The following is a 25,427-nucleotide window of genomic DNA, read 5'->3' as shown; positions in this document are numbered from 1 at the left end:
CGCTGCTAATCGCGGCACAGCTCGTGCCCGGTTTGGCCATCAGCGGCATTGCCGCTGCCCTCATTGGCGCCGCCGTTTTGGGCCTGGTCAACGCGGTGGTCAAGCCCATCCTGACAATTCTGACGCTGCCGCTGACGATCCTGACGTTCGGGCTGTTTTTGTTCGTGGTCAACGCGATCGCGTTTGGGTTGGTGGGCTACCTAACGCCCGGCTTTGATGTTGGGGGTTTTTTCCCCGCCGTTTTGGGCTCGATCGTTCTGTCAATCGTTTCGGGGGTGCTCGATAAACTCTTCAACCGCGAGGGCGATTAAGCATCGCGCTCAAAGCCTCGGTAGCCGCGCGGCGCCAGCATCCAGCGGCCGTCGCAGCGGCTGCTGCGGTTGCCCACTAGCACCACAGTGAGCATGTCGATGGGAACCTCCAGCATGCGCTCCAGGGTGGTCAGCACGGTTTGCTCGCCGTCGCGGTAGGCCGAGCGTACCAGCGCCACCGGCGTTGCCGGGTCGCGGTGCGCCAGCAGGATGTCGCGTGCTGCCCGAATGTGGTCCGGTCGGTTCTGCGAGCGCGGATTGTAGAGCGCCACGCTAAAGTCGGCGCGGGCGGCCGCTTCCAATCGCTGCCGGATCAGCGACCAGGGAGCCAGCAAATCGCTCAGGCTGACGGCGCAAAAATCGTGCATGAGCGGGGCGCCAACGCGGGCGGCTGCAGCTTGCATGGCCGTGATGCCGGGGATGACCTCAAGCTGCGGCGTGCGGCCGTCCCAGCCACTGCCTTGCAGCTCCTCCAGGACCAGACCGGCCATGCCGTAGATGCCGGCATCCCCTGAGGAGACCACCGCAACGGTCAATCCCCAGCGAGCCAGCGCGATCGCGCGTTGGGCGCGCTGCTGCTCCTGGGTAATAGCAAACGGCTCCACGATTTGGCCCGGTGCTAGCAGCGCGGCGATCGCCTCGACGTAGCGCGCGTAGCCCACCACAGCGTCTGCCCCCGTCACGGCCGCTTGCGCGGCAGGGGTCATGTGCTCGAGCGCGCCCGGCCCCATGCCCACCAACAGCAGCTGGCCCGTGCGGCCGGTCCACTCCACGCTCGCTTGGGCAATGGCAAGCGTCACGGCGCCTGGCTGCGCCGGCGTTTTGGAGATCTGCTTGGGAACGCGCAGGGCACCGGCGTCCGGGGCCGTGCCATCCACTGCCCCCACCGCGAGCAGCGCCGCGCTCTCGGCCACACTGGGCGTGCCCATGGCCGCCTCCACTGTGGCTGAGGGGGTGGGAGCAGCAACCGAGCGCAGCGATGCGGCCGGAAACGCCTTCAGCGGCCAGCCGCGATCGCGGCACAGCCCTAGCAAGCCAGCTTCATCCGTCTTGCGCTCGATCGTGGCGATGCCGGCAATGGCTGCCTGGACCAGCCCGTACTGCTGGCAGGCCTGGGCGATCGCGGCCTCAATCTGGGACTGGGGCGTGCCGCGTTCGCAGCCAATGCCCAACCACAGCACTCGCGGGTGCCACGCGACTGTGGGCACCTGGGCTGGGGCCGAAGCGTCAGCCTCAATGCGGATTTGGGCGGCGACGGGCTCGGCCTGAGGCTCAAAAACCAGCGGATGCCCGGCTGGCAGGTGCGACTGCCAGAGCCGAGAGCCCGCCGTTTGCACGACGCGGACGCGCTCGCCGCGCGCGATCGCGGCGCTTACTGCCGTCCAATCCCCTTCGCCTCGCCGCCAGCCAAAGGGTAGGCCCAGCGTGTCTGCCCCGGGCAGGTCCGCACCTTCGGCGCCGCCGGTCAGCACCGGTGTGGCATCCAAGTGCCTTGCAATCAGGCGCGTCAGGCGGTCGGCGCCGCCGCGATGCCCGCCACACAGGCTGATGGCAAACTGAGCGCGCTCGTCGACGACCGCAACTGCCGGGTCGTGAGACTTATCCGCCAGCAGCGGCGCGATCAGCCGAACGACGGCACCGGTGGCTAAGCCAAAGACAAATCCGCGGTGCTGGGGCCAGAGCGCGGCGAGGTGTTCTTTAAGCGGGCCCGAGTAGCAGCAGGTGCCCTCCCAATCGCCCAGCGCAGGCGGCACCCAGAGCGTCGCCCCGCTCGCGCGGCACAGTGGTTGCAGCTGCCTGAGCGCAGCTGGCGTGGTGGCGATCGCGGCAAGCGGCTGGAATTCGGCGAACGGGGAGGGCGGCAAAGCAGCTTCCGGCAGCAACCAGATTTCATTATGCCAGCAGCGGTACCGCCCACTGTTACTGCAATCCAGTTTCAGTTAGTCTGGTGCTGTTGCCAATCGCGTCGTGAGGAGGAATCCCATGCAAGTCGCTCGAACGCTGGCTTGGACCCTGGGACTGGCCTCGTTGCTGGTGACCCCCGGAAGCGTCCGAGCCTCGGAAGCCGACATTGGCGAGCCCGTGACCCGCAACGGCATCACCGTCAAAGCGGCCTATCTGACCGGCGCCGAGATGGCGCCTCAGCCTCCACGCCGAGTGGGGATGACACTATCCACCTGGAGTGCGATGTCTCTGCCACCGCCGATAATGCCCAAGGCTTTTCCCAAGGCGCTTGGATTCCCTACCTGGGCTGCCTCTACACCATCGAAAAAGTCGGCAGCGACTGGTCGCGCGCCGGCCGAATGCTGCCTATGACAGCCCAAGACGGGCCGCATTACGCCAACAACGTTGCCATGGACGGGCCAGGCCAGTACTGCCTGACTTACCACCTGGTACCGCACCAAGGCCAGGGCTTTTTCCGCCACACCGATGATGAAACGGGCGTCGAGCCGTGGTGGAACCCCTTTAGCGTGTCTTGGACCTTTGAGTACCCCGCGCAATCGGACTGAACCGCGTACTGGGGGTCGCTTCGGTGCGCGGCCCCTGCGCTAGTTGGCTACCTCGGCCATCTCGATGACGCGCTCGTCGAGGTCTTTGACCAAAAAGTTGAGCGGCTTTTCCTGTCGGACCTTGAACTTGAGCCGGCGCGCTTGCACCCGCATCAAGATTTGGTCCAAGCAGTCGCGATCAAAGCAAACGTGGCGGTGCTGGTTCTTGTTGCCAAAGTTGGCCCCTGAGATGACGTGCAGTTGCACGTTCTTTCTAAGCTGGTACCAAAGGCCATCCGAACCGCTCAGACTGGCCGAGGTGCCGGCCGCGCTGGGATTGGCCGACAGGTACATGGGATCCATACTGGCTGCCCCTAGCGTTTGCTCGTAGTTGTAGTAGTAGTGCAGCGGCACCTCAGCAGCGCTCAAGTTGAGGATGCCTTCGTAGAATTGGCGCGCGACTTCCAGGTCAGAGACCATGACGGTGTAAACCTTGGGCGCGCTGGTCAAAAACAGCCACATGGCCCCGGCGTAGGCGACCAGCAGCATTACCATGATGCCCTGGGTGGAAAAGAGCGTATCCGGCAGGGCCAGTGCCAGCAGCCAGGGCGTTGCGGGGGGAGCAACCAGCATAATCGCGTCAGTATTGTCTCGGGGGGCTAGCGAGCCGGCGCGCGCGCTCGGCGCTGCGCCATCCCTAGCGCTACAATCTAGCTTATCCGCCCCAGAGGGGATGCAGCCGTCAGCGATGGGCTGAGCTCGGACGCCGGCCGGCAGCGCGGCAGGGCAAAATGCGGCTGGCTAGAATGACACGAGCGAGCCCGCTGCAAGGAGCAAGCGATGCAGGTCGTCCGTTGCCTCCATGCCGCCTTTACCGTCGCCGACATCGAGCGAGCGGAGCAGTTTTATAGCAACGTTTTGGGCTTGCCGCAAGTCGAGCGTCCCTTTAACTTCCCCGGCCGCTGGTATCAAATTGGGGAGTTCCAGCTCCACCTAATCGAAGATCCCAACACGAGCGTGCAGCACCCTAACGCCGAAAAATGGGGCCGCAACGCGCACGTTGCCTTGAGCGTTGCCGATCTCGAGGCGGCCAAGGCCCGCTTGCAGCAAGCCGGCGCACCCGTGCAAGCCAGCGCTTCGGGTCGGGCGGCTCTATTCGCCCAAGATCCGGATGGCAACATCCTGGAGCTGAGCCAAGCCTGAAATTGGGCCCGCATGCCATCCTCAGCGAGCATGGGCTACCGGTTTCCCCATCCCTTGCAGCCGGGCGATACGCTGCGCGTCGTTGCGCCCAGCGGTGCCCTGCGCGACCCCGAGTCGCTGCAGGCAGGGGTGGCGATTTGGCAAGAGCGCGGTTTTGCCATCCGGCTGGATGGCAGCGTGGAGGCCCAACAGGGCTATCTAGCCGGGAGCGACGCGCAGCGGCGCGAGGCCCTGCTGGGGGCGTGCCGCGACCCAACATGTCGGGGCATTCTCTACGCCCGCGGCGGCTACGGCAGCGCTCGCTTGCTCGAACCCCCGCTACCGCCACCGCCGCGCAAGTGGTCGATTGGCTTCTCCGATGCCACGAGCTTGCTGTGGCAGTGGGCGCGGCTGGGGGTGGTAAGCCTCCACGGACCACTAATTACTACCCTGGCGAGCGAACCGGCTTGGTCGATCCAACGGCTGTTCGACTGTGCCGCCGGTCGCACGCCCCAATCGCTGCAGGGAGATGGTTGGGGCGGCGGCCGCGCGCGCGGCCCGCTGCTGCCCGCCAATTTGAGCGTGGCAACGCACCTGCTGGGAACGCCGCTGCTGCCAGCGCTGCAAGGGGCCATTCTGGCCTGGGAGGATGTGGGCGAGGCCCCTTACCGCCTTGATCGCCTGCTGACCCAGTGGCGGCTCAGCGGCGCCTTGCAAGCCGTTAGCGGCATTGCCTTGGGCCGGTTCAGTCGCTGCGAGCCGCCCCCCGACCGGCCCAGCGGCGATGCCCGAGCCGTACTGCGCGATCGCCTAGGCGATCTGGGCGTGCCTGTGGTTGCCGATTTGCCCTTTGGGCACCACGGTCCCAATGCCACCCTCCCTGTAGGCCCGACCGTCTGCCTTGATGGCGAGGCGGGCGTGCTGCACTGGGAACCGTGGTAGGGTGGCCGAGGCCCAGCAATGCCGCAGGTGCGAGGCGATAGCGATGGCCGAGCCGGATGGGGAGCCGCTGTTGTTGCGCGCTGCGCGCGCCGAACCGCTGGAGCGGCCGCCGGTTTGGCTCATGCGGCAAGCCGGCCGCTACATGCGCGCCTATCGGGAGCTGCGCGATCGCTATCCCGACTTCCGCCAGCGCTCCGAAGACCCTGCCATCGCCACCGAGATCTCGCTGCAACCCTGGCGCGTGTTCGCCCCAGATGGGGTGATTTTGTTCTCCGATATTCTGACGCCGCTGCCGGGGATCGGCATCCCCTTCACCATCGCCGAAGGGCAAGGACCGGTAGTGGATCCCCCCATTCGCACCCGCGAGCAAATCCAGCGCCTGCACGCGCTCGATCCCGAGACCTCGCTGCCCTTCATCCGCCAAATCCTGCAGGCGTTGCGCCAGGAGGTGGGCAACCGGGCCGCCGTGCTGGGCTTTGTGGGTGCCCCTTGGACGCTGGCGGCCTATGCCATTGAGGGCCAAACCTCCAAACACTACACCCACATCAAGGGGATGGCCTTCTCGCAACCCGAGCTGCTGCATGCGTTTTTGGCCCAACTGGCCGATGCGATCGCGGTTTACGTGCGCTACCAAATCGAGTCGGGCGCCCAGCTCGTCCAGCTATTCGACTCCTGGGCGGGGACGCTCAGCCCGGCAGACTACGAAGCGTTTGCCCTGCCCTACCAGCAGCGCGTCGTGCGCCAGGTTAAGGCCACGCATCCCCAGACGCCGCTGATCCTCTACGTCAGCGGCAGTGCTGGTGTCCTGGATCGGCTGCCGCGCTCGGGGGTGGATGTTGTCAGCCTCGATTGGCACGTGGACATGGCCGAGGCGCGGGCCCGCTTGGGGGAGGTGCCAGTCCAAGGCAACCTCGATCCCGGCGTCCTGTTTGGCTCGCAGGCAACCGTGCGCGATCGCGCGCTCGAGACCATCCGCAAGGCAGGCACGCAGGGCCACATCTTCAACCTGGGGCACGGCGTCCTGCCCGGAACGCCCGAGGAGAACGTGGCCTGCCTGTTCGAGACGGCCAAGCAGGCCCACCGCTCGGCCCTGCGCGCCTGAGCCCGGCAGCGCGCGATCACTATGGCCCCGTCCCGCATCCTGCTGACCGGCGCCAGTGGCTGCATCGGCCACTACCTCGCCGAGGCCCTGATCGCACAGACCAACTGCGAGCTGCTGCTGCTGGTGCGCGATCCGGCCAAGCTGCAGCTGGATTGCCAGGCGCGGCCGGGCATTCGCGTGCTGCAGGGCGACCTGCGCGAGATCGAGCGCTGGGGCCCAACGCTGGCAACCGTGGAGGTTGCTATCCTGGCTGCGACCGCGTGGGGTGGCGAGGCCGCCTTCGAGATCAACGTCACGCAAACCCTGCGACTGCTGGCCCTACTGGATCCCGCCGTGTGCCAGCAAGTGTTTTATTTCTCCACGGCCAGCCTTTTGGACTACCACCACCGCTTGCTGCCGGCGGCCGCCCGTTGGGGGACCGAGTACATCCGCTCCAAATACGCCTGCCACCAGCGCTTGAGCGAGTCGCCTTGGGCCGATCACATCACGGTACTGTTCCCGACGCTGGTCTTTGGCGGCGACGCCCGCAAGCCGCGCTCCTACCTCACCACCGGCGTTGCCGACGCAGCCCCCTGGGTCGCGCTGGCGCGGTGGTTGCGGGTTGAGGGCAGCTTCCACTTCATCCACGCGCGCGACATCGCCCAGATCGTGTGCCAGCTGCTGGCGCAGCCCCCCGCTGCCCCCGGACCGCGGGAGCTGGTGTTGGGCGCCCCGGCCGTGACCGCCAACGAAGCGATCGCCACTTTCTGCCGCTACCTGGGCAAGCGCATCTACCTGCGCCTGCCGCTGCCGGGCTGGTTGATCCGCCTGCTGGTGGCCGTGCTGCCCGTGCAGCTATCGCCCTGGGATCGGTTCTGCCTGCGCCGCCGGCACTTCAGCCACCGCAACCCCACCGATCCCAGTCACTTTGGCCTGCGCCCCTATTGCCCTACCCTATTTGAAGCCCTGCGCCTGAGCGGCGTTCCCACCCAGGCCCCGGGCCGCTAGCTTCCCTGGGTTTGTTTTGAGCTGGAGCTGGTCTTGCGGCGCGAGGATTTGCTACCGGCGCTGCGCTTGCGCGACGAGCCGGATTTGGCCTTGCTGCTGTTGGACTTAGAAGCCTTGGAACCCGACTGGGCCTTGCCGCTTTTACGCCCGCCTTGGTTCGATTTTTTATCGGCCAGCAGCTCCAGCGCCTGATCGAGGGTCATGCTCTCGACCGTTTCGCCGCTGGGGATGCCGGCGTTGGTTTTGCCATGCTTGACGTAGGGGCCGTAGGGGCCGTCGTAAACGTTGACCGCTTCGCCGTCCTCGGGATGGGTTCCCAGCTCGCGCAGCGGCGTTTTGGCTTTGCGGCGGCCGCCGCCTTGCCCGCGCTTGGGCTGGGCCAGCAGCGCCAACGCCCGATCCAGCTCCACCGTTAGCACGTTGTCATCGGCTTTGAGCGAGCGGAAGTCCCGGTCGTTTTTGCCGCGCTCGTGGACGACGTAAGGCCCAAAGCGGCCCAAGCCGGCTTTGACCGGGGCGCCCGTCTCGGGGTGGAAGCCCAGGGTGCGCGGCAGCGACAGCAAGCCCACTGCCTGCTCCAGATCGATCTGCTCGGGTTGGACGCCTTTGGGGAGCGAGGAGCGCTTGGGATTGGGATTATCTTCGGTGGCATCGCCCAATTGCAAGTAGAGCCCGTAGCGGCCGATTTTGAGGTAGATGGGCTCGCCCGTTTCGGGGTGGAGGCCCACCTTGTCCGGGCCTTCAGTTTTTTGGCGGACCAGGCTCTCGACGCGCTCGGCATCGAGATCGGCTGGAGTGAGGCCATCCGGGATGGAAGCGGTCACCGTTTGGCCGTCGCGCTCGGCCTCGAGGTAGGGGCCGAAGCGGCCGACGCGCACTTGGACGTCCAGATCGCCCAGATTGATGGCCTTGGCCGCCTGCGCGTCGATTTGGTGCTCGCGCTGCTGGACCTGCTCGCTCAGCCCGCCTTCACTGGCGTAGAATGCCTCCAGATAGGGCAGCGAGCTGGTTTGGCCGGCGGCGATCTCATCGAGCGTTTGCTCCATGCTGGCCGTAAAGCCTACATCGACCAGATCCGGGAAGTAGGTCTCCAGCAGGCTGGTCACGGCAAACGCGGTAAAGGTGGGCACCAGCGTGCTGCCGCGCATCTGGGTGTAGCCGCGATCAGCGATCGTGCCGATGATGGTAGCGTAGGTGCTGGGCCGCCCAATGCCTTCTTGTTCCAGCGTTTTGACCAGCGACGCCTCGGTATAGCGCCCGGGCGGTTGCGTGGCGTGTTCGATGGCCTCGAGCGAGGTGCAGCTGGGAGTATCCCCCACTTGCAGCGGCGGCAGGACGATTTCTTGGTCCTCTAGGGCGGCTTCAGGGTCATCGGAGCCTTCAACGTAAGCCCGGAAGAAACCGGCAAAATTGATGCGCTTGCCCGAGGCTTTGAACTCGGCATCGTCCGCCATCAGTCGCACCCCAATTTGGGTCAGCCGGGCGTTGGCCATCTGGCAGGCGACCGTGCGCTTCCAAATCAGCTCGTACAGCGAGCGCTCGCGGCCTTCTAGCCCCGTTTCTTGCGGCGTGCGGAACTCGGTCCCAGCGGGCCGGATGGCTTCGTGCGCTTCCTGAGCCCCTTTGGTGCTGGTGCTGTACTGGCGCGCTTTCGGGCTGAGGTAGTCGCTGCCGTACTTTTGCTCGACGCAACTGCGGGCGGCGGCGATCGCCTGGTCGGAGAGGTGGGTCGAGTCCGTCCGCATGTAGGTGATGTAGCCCTGCTCGTACAGGCTCTGGGCAACGCGCATGGTCTCGCGCGCCGAGATCTTGAGCTTGCGGTTGGCTTCTTGCTGCAGCGTCGAGGTGATAAAGGGCGGATACGGCTTGCGGGTGGTGGCGCGCTCGTCGACATCGCGGACGGTCCACGAAGCTTGGCTGAGCCGCTGCTGTAGCTCGCGAGCGCCCTCGCCATCGAGCAACAGGGCATTGCGCCCTTGGGCCAGCTCGCCGGTGTTGGGGTCAAAGTCACTCCCAGTGGCGATGCGCTGGTCCCCTAGCGCCACCAAGCGGGCTTCAAAGGGTTGCTCGTTTTGGGACAGGGTGGCTTTGAGATCCCAATATTGGGCCGAGCGAAACGCGCGGCGCGCCCGCTCCCGCTGGACCAACAGCCGCACTGCCACCGACTGCACGCGTCCGGCCGAGAGGCCCCGCGCGATTTTTTTCCACAGCAGCGGCGACAGTGTGTAGCCCACCAGGCGGTCCAGAATGCGGCGCGTCTCCTGGGCCTGGATCAGGTTGCTATCGAGCTCGCGACACTGCTCCAGGGCGCGGGTGATCGCGGGCTGGGTGATCTCGTGAAACACCATGCGCCTGGTGGGGACCTGAGGCTGCAACACCTCCTGCAAGTGCCAGGAGATGCTTTCGCCCTCGCGGTCCTCGTCCGTTGCCAGCAGCAGCTCGTCAGCCTCTTCTAGCGCCGATTGCAGCTCCTGGATGACCTTTTGTTTGCTGTTGGGGACAACGTAGAGCGGCTCGAAGCCCCGATCGACATTGACGCCCAGCTGCGCCCACTGCGTCCCCTTGTAGGCTTTGGGGACCTCCTCGGCCGAGGCCGGCAAATCGCGAACGTGCCCCATGGAAGCCTCGACCCGATACCCCTGGGGGAGGTAGTTGCGCACGGTGCGGGCTTTGGTCGGGGATTCGACGATGACGAGCTTGGACATGGCAGTTGCGCCTTGGAGCGGCCCTAGTGCTGCGTCGCTAGCGATGGTGGTAGCGATCCACTCTAGCGGCTCGGGCGGCGAGGCAAGCGAGCGCTGTCCCCAACGTAACCAGCAACGGGCTGCAGGGCTCAGCCGCGAGCGGCTGGTACGCTAGGTACGGTTGCGGTCCATCCCCAAAGTCATGGAGTTTTCCAACGGCATCGCCAGTCAGCTCAACGTCGGCATTATTTTGCCCGAGGGCATTGTCGTGCTCTCGCTTTTGGTCGTGCTGCTCGGCGATTTGATCGCCGGCCGCAGCTCCGGCCGCTGGACCCCTTACGCAGCTATTGGCGGGCTGCTGGCTGCCATGGCAGCCCTGGCCTGGCAGTGGGATGCCCAAGCCCCGCTGGCCCTGTTGGGTAGCTTTAGCGGCGACAACTTCAGCATCGTCTTTCGCGGCCTCATTGCCCTCTCGACGGCCATTACGATTTTGATGTCGGTGCGCTACGTCGAGCAGTCGGGGAGTTCGCTGGCGGAGTTCATCGCCATGCTGCTGACCGGGACCCTAGGCGGCATGCTGCTGGCTGGGGCCAACGAGCTGGTGATGGTGTTTGTCTCGCTGGAGACGCTCAGCATTGCCTCCTACCTCATGGCGGGCTACATGAAGCGCGATGCCCGCTCGAACGAGGCCGCCTTAAAGTACCTGCTGTTTGGGGCGGCGAGCTCGGCAATCTTTTTGTACGGGGCATCGTTGCTGTACGGCCTCTCGGGCGGCAAGACCTACCTCAGCGACATCTCGGCTGCGCTGGCCCAGGCAGGCGAGGCGCAGGCGCTGGGGAGTGCCGTTGCGCTGGTGTTTCTCATCACCGGCATTGCCTTCAAGATCTCGGCAGTGCCGTTCCACCAGTGGACGCCGGATGTTTATGAAGGCTCCCCCACGCCGCTGGTGGCGTTTTTGTCCGTGGGATCCAAAGCTGCCGGGTTTGCGCTCGCCATCCGCTTGCTGGTAGCGGTCTTTCCACTCGATTCGGACTGGCGCTTGGTCTTTGCCATTCTGGCGCTGCTGAGCATGGTCGTGGGCAATGCCGTGGCGATCGCCCAGACCAGCATGAAGCGCATGCTGGCTTATTCCTCCATTGGCCAGGCGGGCTTTGTCATGCTGGGCTTGGTTGCAGCCACCGAAGCCGGTTACGCCGGCGTTATTTTCTACCTGTTGGTCTATCTGTTCATGAATTTGGGGGCCTTTACCGGAGTCACCCTGTTTTCGCTGCGCACCGGCAGTGATCGAATTGCCGAGTACGCGGGGCTCTACCAAAAAGACCCGCTGCTAACGCTGACCCTGACCATCTGCCTGCTGTCGCTGGGCGGCATCCCGCCGCTGGCCGGGTTCTTTGGCAAGCTGTATCTGTTCTGGGCGGGCTGGCAAGCTGGCCTCTACGGGCTGGTGATCGTGGCCCTGGTGACCAGCGTCATCTCGATTTACTACTACGTTCGCGTCATCAAGATGATGGTGGTCAAAGAGACCCACGAAATGTCGGCTTCGGTGCGCGCTTATCCGCAGGTGCAATGGCATCCTCTAGGCATGCGGCCGCTGCAGGTGGGCCTGGTGCTATCGACAGCAGGGACGATCGCTGTTGGCATTCTGGCCAATCCCATCCTGAGCGTTACCGATGGCGCCATCGCGCGAACGGCCATCTTCCAGACAGCGCAAGCCCAACCGCCCGATGCCGCTCCCGCCTCAGTCGAGCAGCTGGCAGGCAAGTAGCGCCTAGGGGTGGCCCGGCTTCCTATAAGTTGTTGAGCTGTTTCTGCTCGCTCAGAACTTGAGAGAGCGACTGCGGCGAGATCAAGCCCTGTCGGGTCAGGATCTCGCCCAAGCGCTCGCCCGTACCGCGCTGCTTTTGGAGGGCCCAATCGAGCTGTTGCTGCGAGAGCCAGTTTTGCTCGACTAGAACGGTGCCTAGCTTGACGCTCTCCTGCGGATTTTTTTAGACCTCAGCTGGCGCAACATCAAAAAGCCTTTGGTAAAAGGTTTGGGGGAAATCCGCGACGGCCTTAGTACGATAGCCCTCAATCAGCTCGATCAAGCAGTCGATCAGCTCGGCGTTGGAGAGCGTCGTTTCGTAGCTCAAATCCGGATCGCGAGCGAACCGAACGCGGCAGCGCGTGCGCTCGGTCGGCAGCTGCGAAACCGACCAGCTGGCCTCAAACGGAATGCTGGAGTCGCCCTCGATGGGGTGCTCGCCTGCCACCCCGCCTTGATGGTAGAGGCTGACGGCGTAGGGCAAAAACTTGCGCTTGGTCCCTTGATAGTAAGGGGCGTAGACGACAGTCTCGTCGTTTCGCGCGGGGGCCAGTTCCTCGAGGGACGCCATCCGGTTCGCGTGGCTGGGCTGCTACTTTCAAGTTTAGGCCAAGCGATCGCGATGCGATCGCTGCGTAACAAACGGCGACTGTTAGCTTGTTGCAATCGCTAGTGTGCTCGCTGCGTTCCGTGCTGGTTCGGATGGAACATGAGGAACCGCGCCTCCGCTAGCAGCGCTCTTGCAGTGTCCGATAGGGTATAGCCCATAGGCTTTTCATCCCATACGCTGATGGGATCCCTAATAGGCTCGGTGCCATGAAAACCGCGATCACAATCCAACATCTTGCCTTTGAAGACCTGGGCAGCTTGGAACCGCACCTGCGCGATCGCGGCTACGCCATCGAGTGCGTATCAGCCACCTCCGATCGCCTCCAGCAACTCGATCCGCATACCCCAACGTTGGCGGTCATCCTAGGGGGACCCATCGGTGCCTACGACGATGCCGCCTATCCGTTCCTGCGCAACGAAGCCGATTGGATTGCCCGCCGGCTCTCGGCCGGACTGCCAACCCTGGGCATTTGTCTGGGCGCGCAGCTCATGGCACGCGCCTTGGAAGCCCGGACCTATCCCGGCCACTGCAAGGAAATGGGCTGGTCGCCCATCGAGCTCAGCGCAGCGGGATGGCAATCGCCGCTACGCCATCTGGCCCAGACAGCCGTCCTGCATTGGCACGGCGACACCTACGACTTGCCGGCAGGCGCAACCCGCTTGGCCAGCAACGCGCTGTATGCCAACCAAGCCTTTGCCTGGGGTGAGTGGGGCTTGGCGCTGCAATTCCATCCTGAGGTTACGGCTCCAGGACTGGAGCGCTGGTTTGTCGGTCACGCCCACGAAATTGGCGCCACTGCCGGCACTAGCGTTGTCCAGTTGCGTCAGGAGACAGCGCACTACAGCCCGACGCTCGAGCGGCAAGCGCACGCCCTCTGGAACGAGTGGCTGAGTGCAGTTGACAGCGTTGCCAAGGAAAGCACATAGCGCTCCCATGCTTCGAGCCCCGCTGTCCGCATGCCATCAGCTCACCCAAAGGCGCGCCGCTGCCACTGGCACTGGGCGCAAGAATAAACCCGGATCGCCGCGGTTCCCGACTCGCTCAGCACCGTTTTGCGATTTTCGGCAAGCCAGCAATTGGGGCAAAACGGGCTTTGACTGGCGGCAGTGTAATAGAGCCCGTCGCGACCCTGGCTCAGCGCGCCGCGATCGCTGCCGGCGGAGGCAACACCGGCTTGGCGCGGTTGGGACTGGGCTTGGAGGCGCTCGTTTTCTTGCTGCAGGTGCCGAATGACCTGGATGAGCCGGTTGCGTTCGGTTTCGGTCGCTCGAGCGTTTGGGTCACTTGAGTCGCGGGCCTAAAGTTGCTGCTGCAGCTGCGCGTTCTCGGTTTTTAGGGCTTGATATTGCTGCTCCCAGCTTTGCAAATCGCGGCTCAGCTGGCGAATGTCCTGCTTGAGCGCCTCATTCTGCTGCTGCAGCGATGCCGGCGAGCCGCTGCTACGGGCCGCGTCGCCCTCCGGGTTGGCCAGCGAGCGCTGCAAGGCGAGCAACTGCTGGCGCAGCGCCCTGGCCTCGCCGTGCATCTCGCTATCTTGGGCTGACTCTAGCGAGCGCTGCAGCCGCGCCGCGATCACCAATGCTGAGCTCAAAGCCGCCTGGGCTTGCTGGCGATCTATGGGGCAGCTGTCCCCACTACTCCAACAACCAGTATCCGGCCTTGCGCCAATAGAGCTCGGCCAAGTTGTTGACCAAATCCTGCGGCGATATCCAGCCCATCCGGAGCAGCGTTTCGCCTAACTTGGTCCCATCCCTTTGCTGCTGGGCCAGGGCCCGATCCAACTGGGGCTGCGATAGGACGCCTTTCTCGACCAGGATCTCGCCAAAGCGCAGGTGCTGCCTGCTGATGGCATCTTCCAGTTGGCTGGCCGACACGAGCCCCTTGTCAACCAGCAGGTCGCCCAACTTGGGAGACTGGGCATCGGCGGCTTGTTGCTCCAGCAGCACCCGCTCGAGCTCGGGCCGCGAGATTGCCCCCTGACGGACCAGAATCTCGCCAATGCGAGGAATCTGGGAAAATTCGGGGAGGCTTTGCTGGACGAACCGCTCGACGTCCGCAGCCAGCTCCTCGCGGGCTTCTAACGGTCCATCGCTGGCAGCACTGCTCATGGTCAGCATTCCTCAGCTTGGAACTCGATAGTAACGCGCATGCAATGGGTCCCCCAGGTAGGCCGGCGGCGATCGCGGCCTTGGATCACGACATGGCCCGGATGATGTAGTCAAAATAGGGCGCCGTTTCCCGGGCATCTTCAGTGCCGAGCACCCCCAGGGCGGCATCCTTGAGGCACGCGATGGCATCCACCATGCCGGGCACGGGAACGCCGAGCGAATTGTACATCTCGCGCACGCCGATGATGCCAATGCGCTCGATGGGATCCTTATCGCCGGCCAGGACACCGTAGGCGATCAAGCGCAGGTACCAGCCGTAGTCGCGCAGGCAAAGCGAGCGCTCGCGCTGCCCGTAGGCGTTGCCCCCGGGTGAGATATACTCGGGATGCTGCTGCCAGAGTTGCGTGCTGGCCTCATCGACAATCTTTTTTTCGTTCTCGGCCAGGGTTTGAGCAATTCGCATCCGCTGCTCGCCGGTCTTGAGAAAGTTCTCAATGCTTCGGAGTTCGCCGCTGCTGGGATAGCGCAGCTCATCGTCGGCTTTGCGGATGAGTTGGCTGACTACGCTCATACGATTGCCTTCATTCGTCATCGGACTGCTTGCCGAGCGCGCCTGGGACTAGCCAGAACGGAGCCATGACTGCGCCTATCTCCCAGCTTAGTCAAAATCCCTGGCAGCAAGGTCAGGCCGTTAAGGTCAGGCCGTTGAGGTCGAAATTGTCGACCTTAGCGCGAGCGGCGATGGCGTCGGGCGCGCCCAGGGCCGCGTGGTCTTTGTGCCCAACACGGTAACCGGCGATCACGCCCTGGTGCGACTGACCCAAATCAAATCGCAATACGCCCGCGACAAGCTGCAAGAGCTGCGCCAGCCATCGCCCCACCGCATCCGGCCCCGCTGCATTGTGGCCGATACCTGCGGCGGCTGCCAGTGGCAGCACATCGACGATGCCTACCAGCGCAGCGCCAAACGCGAGCGGGTCGCTCGCACGCTCGAGCGCATTGGCGGGTTTCGCCACCCGCCAGTTGAGCCCATCCTGGCCGGGGAGTCGCCGCTGCACTATCGCAATAAGGTTACCTACCCGCTCGAGGCCTCTCGCTCGGGCCGCATTCGGGCCGGTTACTACCGCCCGGGCAGCCACAAGCTGGTCAATCTCAACCAGTGCCCCGTTCAGGACGAGCGCCTGGATCCGCTGCTAGCCGAGCTCAAGCAGGACATCCAGTGTCAGGGATGGCGTCCTTACGATGAGGATCGCGATCGCGGGCAACTGCGCTACTTGTCGCTGCGGGTAGGCCGCCGGACGGGCGAGGTGCTGCTGACGCTGGTCAGCACCAGCCGGCACCTGAAAGGCCTCAAAGGCCAGGCCAAGGCCTGGTTGCAGCGCTACCCTCAGTTGGTCGGCGTCTGCCTCAATCGCAACCCGCGCCGTTCCAACGCCATCTTTGGCCCCGAGACTCGGTGCGTGGCCGGCCAGCCGTTTGCGCGCGAGCGCCTGGCGGGGCTGGAATTTCGCCTGACCCCCGAGACGTTCTTTCAAATCAATACCGAGGTCGCCGAGCAGCTACTCAACGCCACGATGGCGAAGTTGCAGCCGCAAGCCCGCGAAACGCTGCTGGATGCCTACTGCGGCGTTGGCACCTTCACCCTGCCGCTGGCGGCGAAGGTGCAGCGCGACATCGGCCTGGAAGCGCAACCGAGCGCGATCGCGCAAGCCCGACGCAACGCCCACCTCAACGGGATCGCCAATGCCTCGTTTCGCGCGGAGCCAGTGGAGCGCGGGCTGAGGCGCGTCTCCCATGCCGATATTGCCGTGCTGGATCCGCCCCGCAAGGGCTGCGAGCGCGACGCCATTGCCGGCTTGCAGCGGCTCGGGCCGCGCCAAATTGCCTACATCAGCTGCAACCCGGCAACGCTAGCGCGCTACTTAGCCCAGTTGTGCCGCGACAACCGCTACCGACTGACCGGCGTGAAGCCGGCCGATTTCTTCCCCCAAACCGCGCACGTCGAGTGCGTGGCCCTGCTGCAGCGTTGCTAGCAGTCGCCGCTGCTCGAGCGGGCGTTTGCTAGGATAAAAAAGTCCTTAATTGCTGCTTAAGCCTTTCAGGTGCCGAGCCTGCACTCGAGGGCAGGCCCACTATCAAGCTGCCGCTTGCAAGCATTCCAATGCGACTGAATGCAGCGCGTGCTTCGGGGATGCCCGTACTGCCGGGTAAGCGATCGAGCGCGATTGCAAGCTGGCTCCGCCCCAACCGAGCCGAGTGGACGACCGTCAGCTTTGCTTCCACGCTCTATCTGCATCCCATCCTCGATCTGCTGCTAGCTCACGTCCCCGACCCCTGGGAGCCGGAGCTGCGCTTGGGATTGCAGGAAGCGTTGGTCAATGCCGCTAAGCACGGCAACCAGCTCGATCCCTGCAAGACCATCGTCGTCCGCTTTGGCGCTGCCCGCGAACGCTGCATCTGGTTGGTCTCGGATGCCAGTTCGGGCCTTGCCCCTCACTACGACTGTCCCGACCGACCCGAGAGCTTGCTGCCCCCCGAAGCCGCCGAGAACGGTCGCGGCGCTTGCATTCTGTACCAGATTTTCGACAGCGTTGATTGGGAAGCGCCCGGGACATTGCGGCTGTACAAGCGCTTCGATGGGGGCAAGCGTCCCCACCGCTTGCGGCGCTACTGGCGCTGATGGCGGCCGTGGCTGGGACAGGGCGGGGCTGAGACGGAGCGATCCAGCCAGCCAACGGCCTGGCGTAGGTGCGGTAGGGCTTGCTGGGGTGTGCCTTTGAGCAGATAAACCAGTCCTGAGACAGCCTGCTGGCCGGCCTGCGCTGGGCGGTCGGCCTTGAGGCGGTGCCAGTCTTTGGGCCCGATGGCCAAACGTTCGGCCAGCGCCTGCGCCAACTCCAGCGTGCTGAACTGCGAGAGCGCCTCGTTGCGGGTAAGCTGGCTAGACTCGGACATGAATGCCTCCTGGGGGGCAAAATGGCGTACGCGCCCTCCTAGCTTTCTATCATGGCGCCCCAACCACCGCGCGAGCAAACCGATGGCGGCGCTCAGTGGAAGCAGCGCTTGCAACAGCTCGAGCGCTCGCTACAAGACCTCAAGCAGCGCTACGCGCAGCTTGACCGCGGACAGCAGCACGCCGAGCTGCAGCAGCTGCAATCGCAGTTGGCAAGCCTGGCAGCGGCGCTCGAGCGCCGCGCCGGCAGCGACGCCTACCTGCACGATGCCTTCTGGCAGGCCGTTCGCTTCGGTGGATTGGGGGTCGTGCTGGGCTGGTTCCTGCGCGGCTGCGCGGACTAGACCGTTCCCGAAGCAGCACTCCCGAGGGCGGTGCGGACCGCCGCTACCCGTTCGCGGTAGCTGTTCTCATCTAGAGCTGGGGTTGCCCCAGCAAGCGATACAGAGGTCTCCAGCTCGATCCAAGAGCGGCACCCACCGTAGGCCGGGCGATAGGGCAGCGCTTGCGGTTGGGGCAGTCGGTAGGTGCGCAGCAGTAAAACCGAGAGCGGTTGTTGCGGCTTCCAGCGCAGGCGCTCCTGCGCGAATCGGGCATTGCCTACTTGATACGGCAGTAGCGCTTGGAGGGCCTCGGCGTCGCACACGCAGAAGGCATCGGTAATGTTGGCCCAACTGCCAATGCGCACGGTCTCGGGGCGCCAGCCTGAGGGCACGGGCGTAACGCGCTCGGCGTAAGGGGACTGCAACAGGTGGGGCTGCTGGTGTTCGTAGGTGGGATAGAGTAGGACGCGCCGGTAGGGCAGCTGAAAGCGCTTGCCGGCATCGCGGAGGCCGCCTTTGCGCAACAGCGCGATCGCCTCGCCGGACTCCAGGGCTTCAACGGTGACCGCCCACTCCTTAAGGGCATGCGGGATGGCAGCCGTCATATCCCGATTGCAATCGCTAGGGTTGGTGCCATTGGGCGGTGACACCAATAGGGATCTCAAACGCGCTCTGCTGGGGCCAAGACGGTAGCGATGAACAAACGTCGATCGCGCAACCCAACGTGCACGCGCTCGCCGGCGCGCGCAATGCCGAACAGGCCCAGGCCAATGCCCAGGCTGCTCAGGTGCAGCTCTCACCGGCCGAGCTGGACGAAATCGATGCCATCGGCCGGCAGGTGAGCGATCACCTCGAGGGTACCCCCATCATGTGGGATTTTGCAGCCTAGGCGACTACCGCTTCGCCAAGCCTTTGCCCTGCGGGAACAGGTTTTTCTCGGAATCGTTGCGGTAAATGCAATCGATTTGGGGCGATTCCTCCAAGCTGCCAGTGAAGCCGAAGGTATTCATGCGCTTGCGGCACTCGCGCGCCTGCTCGCTGCTGACCAGATCTTGTTGCTCCAGCACCGACCAATTGCTCTGCTGCATGACGCAGCCGGGCTGCATGGCCGGCTGCGTTACGAAGACATTGAACGGGTTCATGGTCATAAAGACCCGCATGTCGGTCACCACAGCGCTAGAACCGTACTGAACGCAGAACTCGGCGTTGGGGACGCTGGCCTGAATCGATTCGCGCGAGGCCACGTTTTCGCTGTTAAAGGTCACGGTTGAGGTGAGCAAAATCCCCAGGCCAATGCCCAGGATGAAGGCCCCCGAGACTACGCCCCAGGCCGCGTAGCCCAGCTTAAACAGCGTCGATTGCTTCGCGTTCCCCGAATTGCGCCTGCGTGCCATGGCGGTTCCGTTGCGTCAAAAGCAGCGCCATCGAGCTGGGAGGGGCCAGCTCAAACACGATAGATCAATTTTAACCTAGCTGCGGCCAACTGCATCGCCACCATGGCTGTCCGAGCGCTCGCACGCGCCCATGCCCACCCAGTCGCTCGAGCCATCAGCCCAGTATTCTTTTTTCCAGATGGGCGCCCGGTGCTTGAGCGCATCGATGGCGTAGCGGCAGGCTGCAAAGGCATCGCCGCGGTGGGGGGCGCCGGCTGCAACCAGAACGCTCGTCTCGCCCACTGTGAGATACCCCACGCGATGGTGGATGACGAGCTGGCTGAGGGCGGGCCACTGCCGGCGAGCCTCGGCCTCAATTTGGCCAAAGACTGAGACGGCCATGGGCTTGTGGGCTTGGTACTCCAGGGCCGTGACGGCGGCCCCCTCGGTCTGGTTGCGCACGGTCCCGCTCATGAGGGCGATCGCGCCGTTGCTGGGGGCGCTCGCCAGGGCATAGACCCGATCCAATGATAGGGGCTGGGCCGAGATGGCCAAGCGCGCCGCCACTGGCGGATCGCTGGTTGGGGCTGGCATAGGGCACTCCCGAGCCGATCAGCCGCTCATTCTGCCGCGCCCCCGCCGTGATCGCCAATCAAGTACAGCAGCGCCATGCGCGTTGCCAGGCCGGCGCTGACTTGTTGCGCAATTAGGCTCAGTTGCGGGTCGTCAACCAGCGCTGATTCGAGCTCGACGCCCCGATTGACCGGCCCCGGATGCAGCAGTCGGAGCTCGGGGTGGCAGCGTTGCAAGCGCTCGCGCGTGAGGCCGTAGTCGCGGTGGTAGGCCTGCAAGCTGGGCACGAGCTGCTGCGCCATCCGTTCCTGCTGCAAGCGCAGCGCCATGACAAAGTTGGCCCCTTCCAGGGCTGGCGCCAGCGACCAGTGCAGCGAGAGCCGTTCGCTATCGACCAAGCGCTCCAGGTAGCTCGGTAGGAGTGTGGGCGGTCCGGCCAAGCTAACCTCAGCCCCCATGGCGAGCGCGCTGTAAACGTTCGAGCGCGCCACGCGCGAGTGCAGAATGTCGCCCACAATGGCGATTTTTTTGCCGGCCAAAAACTGTCGCGGTGAGGGTGGGGCCAAATGGCAGTAGAGCGCGAACAGATCCAGCAGGGCCTGAGACGGGTGCTCGTGCTGGCCGTCACCGGCATTGATAATGCCCACCTCCCAATCGAGGCGATCCATCTCGGCGGCGATCGCGGCGGGCACCCCAGCCTGTTGGTGCCGGACCGCCATAATGTCGGTTCCCATGGCCTGATACGTCTGGGCCGTGTCCAAAATGGTTTCGCCTTTGCTGAGCGAGGAACTGCCGGCTGCCAGGTTGAGGACCTCGGCCGAGAGGCGCTTGGCGGCCAGCTCGAAGCTGCTGCGCGTGCGCGTTGAGGGCTCAAAAAACAGATTGGCCACCATTTGGCCCTGTAGGGCCGGCACTTTTTTGGTCCGGCCGGCGAGGACATCGCGGAACCGATCCGCGGTTTGCAGCAGAGTCTCGTACTCGGCCGGCTCGCAATCGGCTAGCGATAGAAGGTGGCGCCGCATGGCGGACGGATAAGGGCGGCTGCGCGCATCGCCTGCACCTTACTAGATGCCGCGCCGCCGCGCCAGCAGCCGCCGCTACGATAGAGGCAACCAGCGCGGCCGTGCCCCATGCCCTACCACCTGATCTACGACGGCGATTGCAACCTGTGCGTTAGCTTGGTTTGCCTGCTGGAGGCGCTTGATCGCGGCCGGCAGTTCGACTATACGCCCATGCAGGATGAGCGGGCGTTGCAAGCTTGGGACGTCTCGCCGCAGGCGTGCGCCCTGGGCATGGTTGCCATTGATGCCCAGGCCCCCGAGCGCCGCTGGCAGGGCAGCGAGGCTGCCGAGCTCATCGCCCAACAGCTGCCGCTGGCGCGCGAGGCCGTCGCGGCCTATCTGGCCGTACCGGGCCTCAAACGCTGGGGCGATCGCGCTTACGCCCAAATCCGCGATCGCCGCTACGCCTGGTTCGGGCAGCGAGAGCGAACCTACCGCTCGGCCTATCCAGTGGGATGCCAGGCCCGGGAGCACTGCTCGCCGCGCCAGTGACGGCCCTCTAGGGGCCTTGTACCGCAGCCCATCGCTCGCTAGGCTCGCTAGTTAGTAACGCCGAACGCGAGCAGAAGCTGTGGCCGAGCGCGAAGGAACGCTCCAACTGGGGGCGCTGGTTTGGTTCTATCGGGAGGTCAACCCGCGCGGCGCCGGCGAGCGGTCGCCCATCCTGCTGCTGCACGGGTTGCCCGCCCAGAGCCTGATTTGGGGCGATCTGCTGCCCCGCTTGGCCAAGCGCGGCTTCCGCGCCATTGCCCCCGACTGGATTGGCTTTGGCTTCTCTAGCAAGCCGGACCGGCGGAGCTTTGCCTACACGCCCGACGCGTACGTGGAGGCACTGGAGGGCTTTCGGGACGCCTTGGGCCTGGAGCGGTTCTCGCTAGTGGTTCAGGGGTTTTTGGGGTCAGTGGGGGTGCAGTACGCGTTTCGGCACCCTGAGCGCATCGAGCGCTTGGTGGTGCTCAATGCGCCGCTTGCCGCCGGCTCAAAGCTGCCCTGGAAGATGCGGCGTTGGGGCTGGCCCTTGGTGGGCGAGATGTTGACCCAGGATCCGCTGCTGGTTGATCGGACCTTGGAGGGCGGCAGCGGCTACCGCATTGCCGAAGCCAACTTGGCTGCCTACCGCCAACCGTTCCTGCAAAGCTCCGATGCCGGACGCGCGCTGGGGGCAGCCATCAAAAACCTCAACTTGGGTCAGGCCATGGCTGAACTTGAGGCCGGCTGGCCGAACTGGAAAAAGCAGACGCTGCTGGTTTGGGGCAGTGCCGATCCCTGGTTGAGCCCTCAGCGGGCCCAGCAACTGGCAGCTGCGCCCAATATCGATCTGGTCGAGCTCGAGCGCGCCCAACACTACCCGCAAGAGCACTGGTCGCCCGAAATCGATCCGCATCTGGGCACTTTTTTGCGGCGCAAGTCGCTCTAGCATCTGCGGGGTGCCGGCAAATCAGTATCCTGATGGTGGAACGATGGAAGAGCTCGTCAGAGGTGAGGGCTTGGGTTATGAGACGCTTGCGTCCGCTTGTTTCATTGCTGCTGGCCGCTGCCGTCACCCTCGGCCTGGTTGGTTGCGGCGCGCCCAGCGAGAAGGAAACGGCGACCTACAGCAACGAGCAAATCGCCCAAATCCAGACCCGTTTGCAGCCCGTGCAGCAGGCGCGGGAGCGGCTGCCCGAGCTGGAGGAGGCCATTGAAGCGCGGCGCTGGTCGGATGTGGAGTCGCTCATTCACGGGCCCTTGGGCAAGCTGCGCCGTGACATGACCTACATAACGCGCCAGCTGCTCCCGCGCGATCGCGAGCAGGCTGAAGAGCTCGCTGATCGGGTCTTTGACGATCTCGAGCGCATCGATGCTGCTGCCAAGTCAGCCGATCGCGGCAGCGCCGTCACCAACTACGGGCGAGCCGAGCAAGCCCTTGAGGGCTTTCTCGATCTGGTTCCGCAACCGGACGAAGCGGCATGAGTGAGGTCGCGGTTGTCGGAGCTGGTGCCGTTGGCGCCGTGATCGCCTACGAGCTGAGCCGGGAACCGCACCTCAACGTCACCCTGTTCGACGCGCAGCAACCGGCAACAGGCGCTACGGGAGCGGCCCTGGGGCTGTTATTGGGGGCCATTAGCGGCAAGACGCGCGGTCGGGCGTGGCGCTTGCGCGAGGCCAGCCTGCGGCGCTATGAGACCCTCATTCCGGAACTGGAGACCCTCACGGGCCGCACCATTCCCTACAACCGCCAAGGTCTGCTCCAACTGCGCTTGAGCGGCGACGACCCCGAGCCTTGGCAGCAGCTGGCTGCCACGCGAAGCCGCCAGGGCTGGCCGCTCGAGCTGTGGGACCGCCAGCAGTTGCAGGCGCGCTGCCCGCATGCCGCCGGTCCTGACGTTACCGGTGCAGTTCACTCGCCCTGCGACCGGCAGCTGGATCCGAGCGCGCTCACCCAGGCACTGGTGGCCGGCGCGCAAGTCAACGGTGCCGCTTGCCAATGGGGAATGGCGGTCGAGTCTATTGAGGCTAGCGAGCGGGGCAACCAGCGCGCCGGCCAATACCTTCACACCACCGCCGGCCGCTGGCGCTTCGACTGGCTGGTGCTGGCGGCCGGGTTGGGAACCGCTTCCCTGGCCGCCTCGCTGGCACCGCCACCAGATTTGCGCCCCGTGCTGGGGCAAGCCCTGCGCGTTCGGCTGCCCCAAACGCTCGGCGATCCGGCCTTTCAACCCGCCATTACCGGCGGCGACGTGCACCTGATCCCGCTGGGCGGGCGCGAGTATTGGGTGGGGGCCACGGTGGAGTTTCCCGATGCTGCCGGCGAGGTTAGCCCCAATCCGGCCCAACTCGAGCAGCTCTGGCAGGCGGCGCTCGGCTTCTGTCCGGCCCTGGCAGAGGCCGAGATCCGGCAGCACTGGTGGGGTCGGCGGCCCCGCCCGGAAGGGCGCGCGGCCCCCATCATTGAAGCGCTCCCCGGCTATCGCAACGTTTGGGTGGCTGCCGGGCACTACCGCAACGGCGTGCTGCTCGCACCGGCAACGGCGCAGGCCATTCGCGAGGTGATCGGCACCGCGACAGCCGCCGCTTGAGCGACAAATGCGATCCTAGATAGCAGAGACGGGGTTTGGAGGAAGGCACCATGGCAGAGAATCAAAAGCCCACGGTGACCATCACCGGGGCATCGTCGGGGGTGGGGCTGCAAGCCACTAAGGCACTAGTCAATCGCGGCTGGCATGCGGTCATGGCCTGCCGCAATCGCGACAAAGCCGAGCGCGCCGCACGCTCGGTTCAGCTCCCCCAGGACAGCTACACCATCCTGGACCTCGATTTGGCCTCGCTCGATAGCGTCCGCCAGTTCGTGCAGGATTTCCGCAATACCGGGCGATCGCTGGATGCCCTGGTGTGCAACGCGGCCGTTTATCTGCCGCTGCTGAAAGAGCCCATGCGCACCAAGGAAGGCTACGAGCTAAGCGTGGGCACCAACCACCTGGGCCATTTTCTGCTGTGCAACTTAATGCTAGAGGACTTCAAAAACGCCACCGTTTCTGAACCCCGGCTGGTCATTTTGGGCACGGTTACGGCCAATCCCAACGAGCTAGGCGGCAAGATCCCCATCCCGGCTCCGCCCGATCTGGGCGATCTCTCGGGCCTGGAAGCCGGCTTTAGGGCGCCCATCTCGATGATCGATGGCAAAAAGTTCAAATCCGGTAAAGCTTACAAAGACAGCAAGCTCTGCAACGTCCTGACCATGCGGGAGCTGCACCGCCGGTATCACGACAGTACCGGCATTACCTTCAGCTCGCTCTATCCCGGTTGTGTCGCCACCTCCAACCTGTTCCGCAACCACAGTCCGGTGTTCCAAAAGCTCTTTCCGCTGTTTCAAAAGTACGTCACCGGCGGCTACGTATCCGAGGAGCAGGCCGGCGAGCGCGCTGCCGCCGTTACAGCCGACCCGGGCTACAACCGCTCCGGTGTCTATTGGAGCTGGGGCAGCCGCCAGATAGAAGGCCGCCAAGCCTACGCCCAGGAAGTCGCCCCCGAGGCCCAGGACCAGCGCAAGGCCGAGCGCTTGTGGGAGCTGAGCGAGCAGCTAGTCGGGCTGGCCTAATTGCCTGCTAGCCGATCGCGGCCAGCCAGGCTTGACATTGCTTTATAGCAAAAGCTGCATTGCCCGCACTTGCTGATAGACAAACGACTGCATCGCGGTCTTGTTAGCCAGCTTGGGCGGCACATTCTGGTTTGCCCACTCGCAAGCCGAGTTATACCAATTTGAGCAGCGGATGCACGCTTGCTAAACAACATGACTCCCATATTGAGGTAGTTCCGGAGATCGGAATCTAGTGCACAAGCCACGAGAATTGGTATTAAAGGTCGAGAGGGTATCGTCAATCTCCCATGCAGCTTCCTTGCTGGCCTTCAACTTGCAGGCGACCGTTATAGTCTGGGGTTCAGCCATCCAGTTTTCAATAGGCGATCGTTTTCTGGCGTAGCGTGAAGACTGTCGCTGTGTCTTGCAACATTCCTCCCGCAATTCAATCAGAGATTTGAATCGGGGATTCCTGCTGCAGTGTTGTTGAAGCCAGCAGGGCATCGACCGCGTGATCGCCCCGCCCGAATCGCAGCCCTCCTGACGCGCTAACTGCCGCGCAATCGCTGTCCTTGCCCCATGCCGACTGGCATGGGGGTCGCTCGCTGCAGTGCGCCCGGTGGCGATCGCGTGTGATAGGGTTAGAGGCTACCTTGCCGGTTCCGATGGGGAGCAGCCATCGGAAGTAACGGGGAAAGGCCGGTGCGAGGCCGGCGCTGTCCCGCAGCTGTGATGGGGCCCAAGGGCCGCTAAGCCAGAATGCCCGCCGGCAGAACAACGCAAGCTGCATCTGCGAGGTACGGATGGCGTTCGAACGCTTTTTGAATCCCCTAGCGCGCGCGAGCTGGCCCGCCGCAACCGCTGCCTG

28 protein-coding genes, 2 pseudogenes and 1 riboswitch are annotated in these 25,427 nt (G+C 64.5%); of the genes and pseudogenes, 17 read left to right on the top strand and 13 right to left on the bottom strand.

The window, feature by feature from the left end:
* Window positions 1–311, top strand: a 311-nt coding sequence (locus tag BRC58_09850) for a hypothetical protein (protein ID PSP16242.1), incomplete at its 5' end; no start/stop codon positions are given.
* Here the strand turns inward: BRC58_09850 and cobJ are convergent.
* Window positions 308–2,176, bottom strand: a complete 1,869-nt coding sequence (gene cobJ / locus BRC58_09845; GenBank protein PSP16244.1) for a precorrin-3B C(17)-methyltransferase — start codon at window positions 2,174–2,176, stop codon at window positions 308–310. The genes BRC58_09850 and cobJ overlap by 4 nt on opposite strands.
* A 118-nt stretch (window positions 2,177–2,294) precedes the next feature.
* Here cobJ and BRC58_09840 point away from each other — a divergent pair.
* Window positions 2,295–2,821, top strand: a pseudogene (locus BRC58_09840) (sugar ABC transporter substrate-binding protein).
* Window positions 2,822–2,860: 39 nt separating this feature from the next.
* Here the strand turns inward: BRC58_09840 and BRC58_09835 are convergent.
* Entirely contained in the window at window positions 2,861–3,433 is a 573-nt protein-coding gene (locus tag BRC58_09835) for a glyoxalase-like domain protein (protein ID PSP16241.1), read from the bottom strand.
* Between the two features lie 207 nt (window positions 3,434–3,640).
* Here BRC58_09835 and BRC58_09830 point away from each other — a divergent pair, with 207 nt between their 5' ends.
* From BRC58_09830 to BRC58_09815, 4 genes are read left to right on the top strand one after another with little or no spacing between them, the layout of a single operon-like run.
* Window positions 3,641–4,003, top strand: coding sequence for a glyoxalase (locus BRC58_09830; GenBank protein PSP16240.1), 363 nt, complete (start codon window positions 3,641–3,643; stop codon window positions 4,001–4,003).
* 30 nt (window positions 4,004–4,033) lie between these two features.
* Complete coding sequence (locus BRC58_09825; protein ID PSP16239.1) at window positions 4,034–4,924, top strand: LD-carboxypeptidase; 891 nt, start codon at window positions 4,034–4,036, stop codon at window positions 4,922–4,924.
* Window positions 4,925–4,967: 43 nt separating this feature from the next.
* Window positions 4,968–6,026 (top strand): uroporphyrinogen decarboxylase, encoded by a 1,059-nt coding sequence (locus BRC58_09820; protein PSP16238.1) that lies wholly within the window; start codon window positions 4,968–4,970, stop codon window positions 6,024–6,026.
* A gap of 21 nt (window positions 6,027–6,047) precedes the next feature.
* Window positions 6,048–7,013: an epimerase gene (locus BRC58_09815; protein PSP16237.1), complete on the top strand. Its 966-nt coding sequence runs from the start codon at window positions 6,048–6,050 to the stop codon at window positions 7,011–7,013.
* On the opposite strand, the gene topA is transcribed toward BRC58_09815, so the two are convergent.
* A complete protein-coding gene (gene topA, locus BRC58_09810; protein PSP16236.1) occupies window positions 7,010–9,718 on the bottom strand; it encodes a type I DNA topoisomerase in 2,709 nt (902 codons plus the stop codon). The genes BRC58_09815 and topA overlap by 4 nt on opposite strands.
* 181 nt (window positions 9,719–9,899) lie before the next feature.
* Here topA and BRC58_09805 point away from each other — a divergent pair, with 181 nt between their 5' ends.
* Window positions 9,900–11,462 carry an NAD(P)H-quinone oxidoreductase subunit 2 gene (locus tag BRC58_09805; GenBank protein ID PSP16235.1) on the top strand — a complete coding sequence of 521 codons (1,563 nt, stop codon included), beginning with the start codon at window positions 9,900–9,902 and terminating at the stop codon, window positions 11,460–11,462.
* A gap of 223 nt (window positions 11,463–11,685) precedes the next feature.
* Here BRC58_09805 and BRC58_09800 read toward each other — a convergent pair whose 3' ends face one another.
* The gene (locus BRC58_09800; protein PSP16234.1) at window positions 11,686–12,072 is read right to left on the bottom strand and encodes a hypothetical protein; all 387 of its coding nucleotides are present in this window, start codon (window positions 12,070–12,072) and stop codon (window positions 11,686–11,688) included.
* 245 nt (window positions 12,073–12,317) lie between these two features.
* On the opposite strand from BRC58_09800, the gene BRC58_09795 reads away from it, so the two are divergent.
* Together BRC58_09795 and BRC58_09790 are read left to right on the top strand one after the other, a co-directional pair.
* A complete protein-coding gene (locus BRC58_09795; protein ID PSP16233.1) occupies window positions 12,318–13,037 on the top strand; it encodes a glutamine amidotransferase in 720 nt (239 codons plus the stop codon).
* Between the two features lie 167 nt (window positions 13,038–13,204).
* The gene (locus BRC58_09790; protein PSP16232.1) at window positions 13,205–13,399 is read left to right on the top strand and encodes a hypothetical protein; all 195 of its coding nucleotides are present in this window, start codon (window positions 13,205–13,207) and stop codon (window positions 13,397–13,399) included.
* Between the two features lie 9 nt (window positions 13,400–13,408).
* On the opposite strand, the gene BRC58_09785 is transcribed toward BRC58_09790, so the two are convergent.
* The 3 genes from BRC58_09785 to BRC58_09775 form a co-directional block, all read right to left on the bottom strand.
* Entirely contained in the window at window positions 13,409–13,690 is a 282-nt protein-coding gene (locus BRC58_09785) for a hypothetical protein (protein PSP16231.1), read from the bottom strand.
* 55 nt (window positions 13,691–13,745) lie between these two features.
* Complete coding sequence (locus BRC58_09780; protein PSP16230.1) at window positions 13,746–14,228, bottom strand: hypothetical protein; 483 nt, start codon at window positions 14,226–14,228, stop codon at window positions 13,746–13,748.
* A gap of 76 nt (window positions 14,229–14,304) precedes the next feature.
* The gene (locus tag BRC58_09775) at window positions 14,305–14,790 is read right to left on the bottom strand and encodes an allophycocyanin (GenBank protein ID PSP16229.1); all 486 of its coding nucleotides are present in this window, start codon (window positions 14,788–14,790) and stop codon (window positions 14,305–14,307) included.
* A 145-nt stretch (window positions 14,791–14,935) separates the two neighbouring features.
* On the opposite strand from BRC58_09775, the gene BRC58_09770 reads away from it, so the two are divergent.
* Window positions 14,936–16,252 (top strand): 23S rRNA (uracil(1939)-C(5))-methyltransferase RlmD, encoded by a 1,317-nt coding sequence (locus BRC58_09770; protein PSP16228.1) that lies wholly within the window; start codon window positions 14,936–14,938, stop codon window positions 16,250–16,252.
* A 158-nt stretch (window positions 16,253–16,410) separates the two neighbouring features.
* A complete protein-coding gene (locus tag BRC58_09765) occupies window positions 16,411–16,899 on the top strand; it encodes an ATP-binding protein (GenBank protein PSP16227.1) in 489 nt (162 codons plus the stop codon).
* On the opposite strand, the gene BRC58_09760 is transcribed toward BRC58_09765, so the two are convergent.
* Window positions 16,887–17,174 carry a hypothetical protein gene (locus BRC58_09760; protein PSP16226.1) on the bottom strand — a complete coding sequence of 96 codons (288 nt, stop codon included), beginning with the start codon at window positions 17,172–17,174 and terminating at the stop codon, window positions 16,887–16,889. The two genes, BRC58_09765 and BRC58_09760, sit on opposite strands and share 13 nt — an antisense overlap.
* Before the next feature lie 51 nt (window positions 17,175–17,225).
* Here BRC58_09760 and BRC58_09755 point away from each other — a divergent pair, with 51 nt between their 5' ends.
* Window positions 17,226–17,516 (top strand): hypothetical protein, encoded by a 291-nt coding sequence (locus BRC58_09755; GenBank protein ID PSP16225.1) that lies wholly within the window; start codon window positions 17,226–17,228, stop codon window positions 17,514–17,516.
* Here the strand turns inward: BRC58_09755 and BRC58_09750 are convergent.
* The 4 genes from BRC58_09750 to BRC58_09735 form a co-directional block, all read right to left on the bottom strand.
* Window positions 17,513–18,100, bottom strand: a complete 588-nt coding sequence (locus BRC58_09750; GenBank protein ID PSP16224.1) for a hypothetical protein — start codon at window positions 18,098–18,100, stop codon at window positions 17,513–17,515. The genes BRC58_09755 and BRC58_09750 overlap by 4 nt on opposite strands.
* 288 nt (window positions 18,101–18,388) lie before the next feature.
* Complete coding sequence (locus BRC58_09745) at window positions 18,389–18,889, bottom strand: DUF3172 domain-containing protein (protein ID PSP16223.1); 501 nt, start codon at window positions 18,887–18,889, stop codon at window positions 18,389–18,391.
* 75 nt (window positions 18,890–18,964) lie between these two features.
* Window positions 18,965–19,462 carry a molybdopterin synthase gene (locus BRC58_09740; protein ID PSP16222.1) on the bottom strand — a complete coding sequence of 166 codons (498 nt, stop codon included), beginning with the start codon at window positions 19,460–19,462 and terminating at the stop codon, window positions 18,965–18,967.
* A gap of 26 nt (window positions 19,463–19,488) precedes the next feature.
* The gene (locus BRC58_09735) at window positions 19,489–20,463 is read right to left on the bottom strand and encodes an aspartate carbamoyltransferase (protein ID PSP16221.1); all 975 of its coding nucleotides are present in this window, start codon (window positions 20,461–20,463) and stop codon (window positions 19,489–19,491) included.
* A gap of 108 nt (window positions 20,464–20,571) precedes the next feature.
* Between BRC58_09735 and BRC58_09730 the strand changes: the two genes are divergently transcribed.
* The 5 genes from BRC58_09730 to BRC58_09710 all read left to right on the top strand — a co-directional run bounded on the left by BRC58_09730 (window position 20,572) and on the right by BRC58_09710 (window position 24,580).
* Window positions 20,572–20,994, top strand: coding sequence for a thiol-disulfide oxidoreductase (locus BRC58_09730; GenBank protein ID PSP16220.1), 423 nt, complete (start codon window positions 20,572–20,574; stop codon window positions 20,992–20,994).
* A gap of 79 nt (window positions 20,995–21,073) precedes the next feature.
* A complete protein-coding gene (locus BRC58_09725; GenBank protein PSP16219.1) occupies window positions 21,074–21,919 on the top strand; it encodes a hydrolase in 846 nt (281 codons plus the stop codon).
* A gap of 32 nt (window positions 21,920–21,951) precedes the next feature.
* On the top strand, window positions 21,952–22,455 hold the full coding sequence (psbQ, locus tag BRC58_09720; protein ID PSP16218.1) for a photosystem II protein PsbQ: 504 nt from the start codon (window positions 21,952–21,954) through the stop codon (window positions 22,453–22,455).
* Window positions 22,452–23,561, top strand: a complete 1,110-nt coding sequence (locus BRC58_09715; GenBank protein ID PSP16217.1) for an FAD-dependent oxidoreductase — start codon at window positions 22,452–22,454, stop codon at window positions 23,559–23,561. Before psbQ ends, BRC58_09715 begins: the two co-directional genes overlap by 4 nt.
* 50 nt (window positions 23,562–23,611) lie before the next feature.
* Window positions 23,612–24,580 carry a protochlorophyllide oxidoreductase gene (locus BRC58_09710; GenBank protein PSP16216.1) on the top strand — a complete coding sequence of 323 codons (969 nt, stop codon included), beginning with the start codon at window positions 23,612–23,614 and terminating at the stop codon, window positions 24,578–24,580.
* 63 nt (window positions 24,581–24,643) lie between these two features.
* Here the strand turns inward: BRC58_09710 and BRC58_09705 are convergent.
* Window positions 24,644–24,727: pseudogene (locus BRC58_09705) on the bottom strand (transposase).
* Between the two features lie 472 nt (window positions 24,728–25,199).
* Window positions 25,200–25,345, top strand: a riboswitch (cobalamin riboswitch).
* Window positions 25,346–25,427: the final 82 nt, after the last annotated feature.

The sequence above is a fragment of the Cyanobacteria bacterium QS_8_64_29 genome (genome assembly GCA_003022125.1).
Taxonomy (GTDB): Bacteria; Cyanobacteriota; Cyanobacteriia; order Cyanobacteriales; family Rubidibacteraceae; genus QS-8-64-29.
This window is presented reverse-complemented; position numbering and strand designations above follow the sequence as displayed.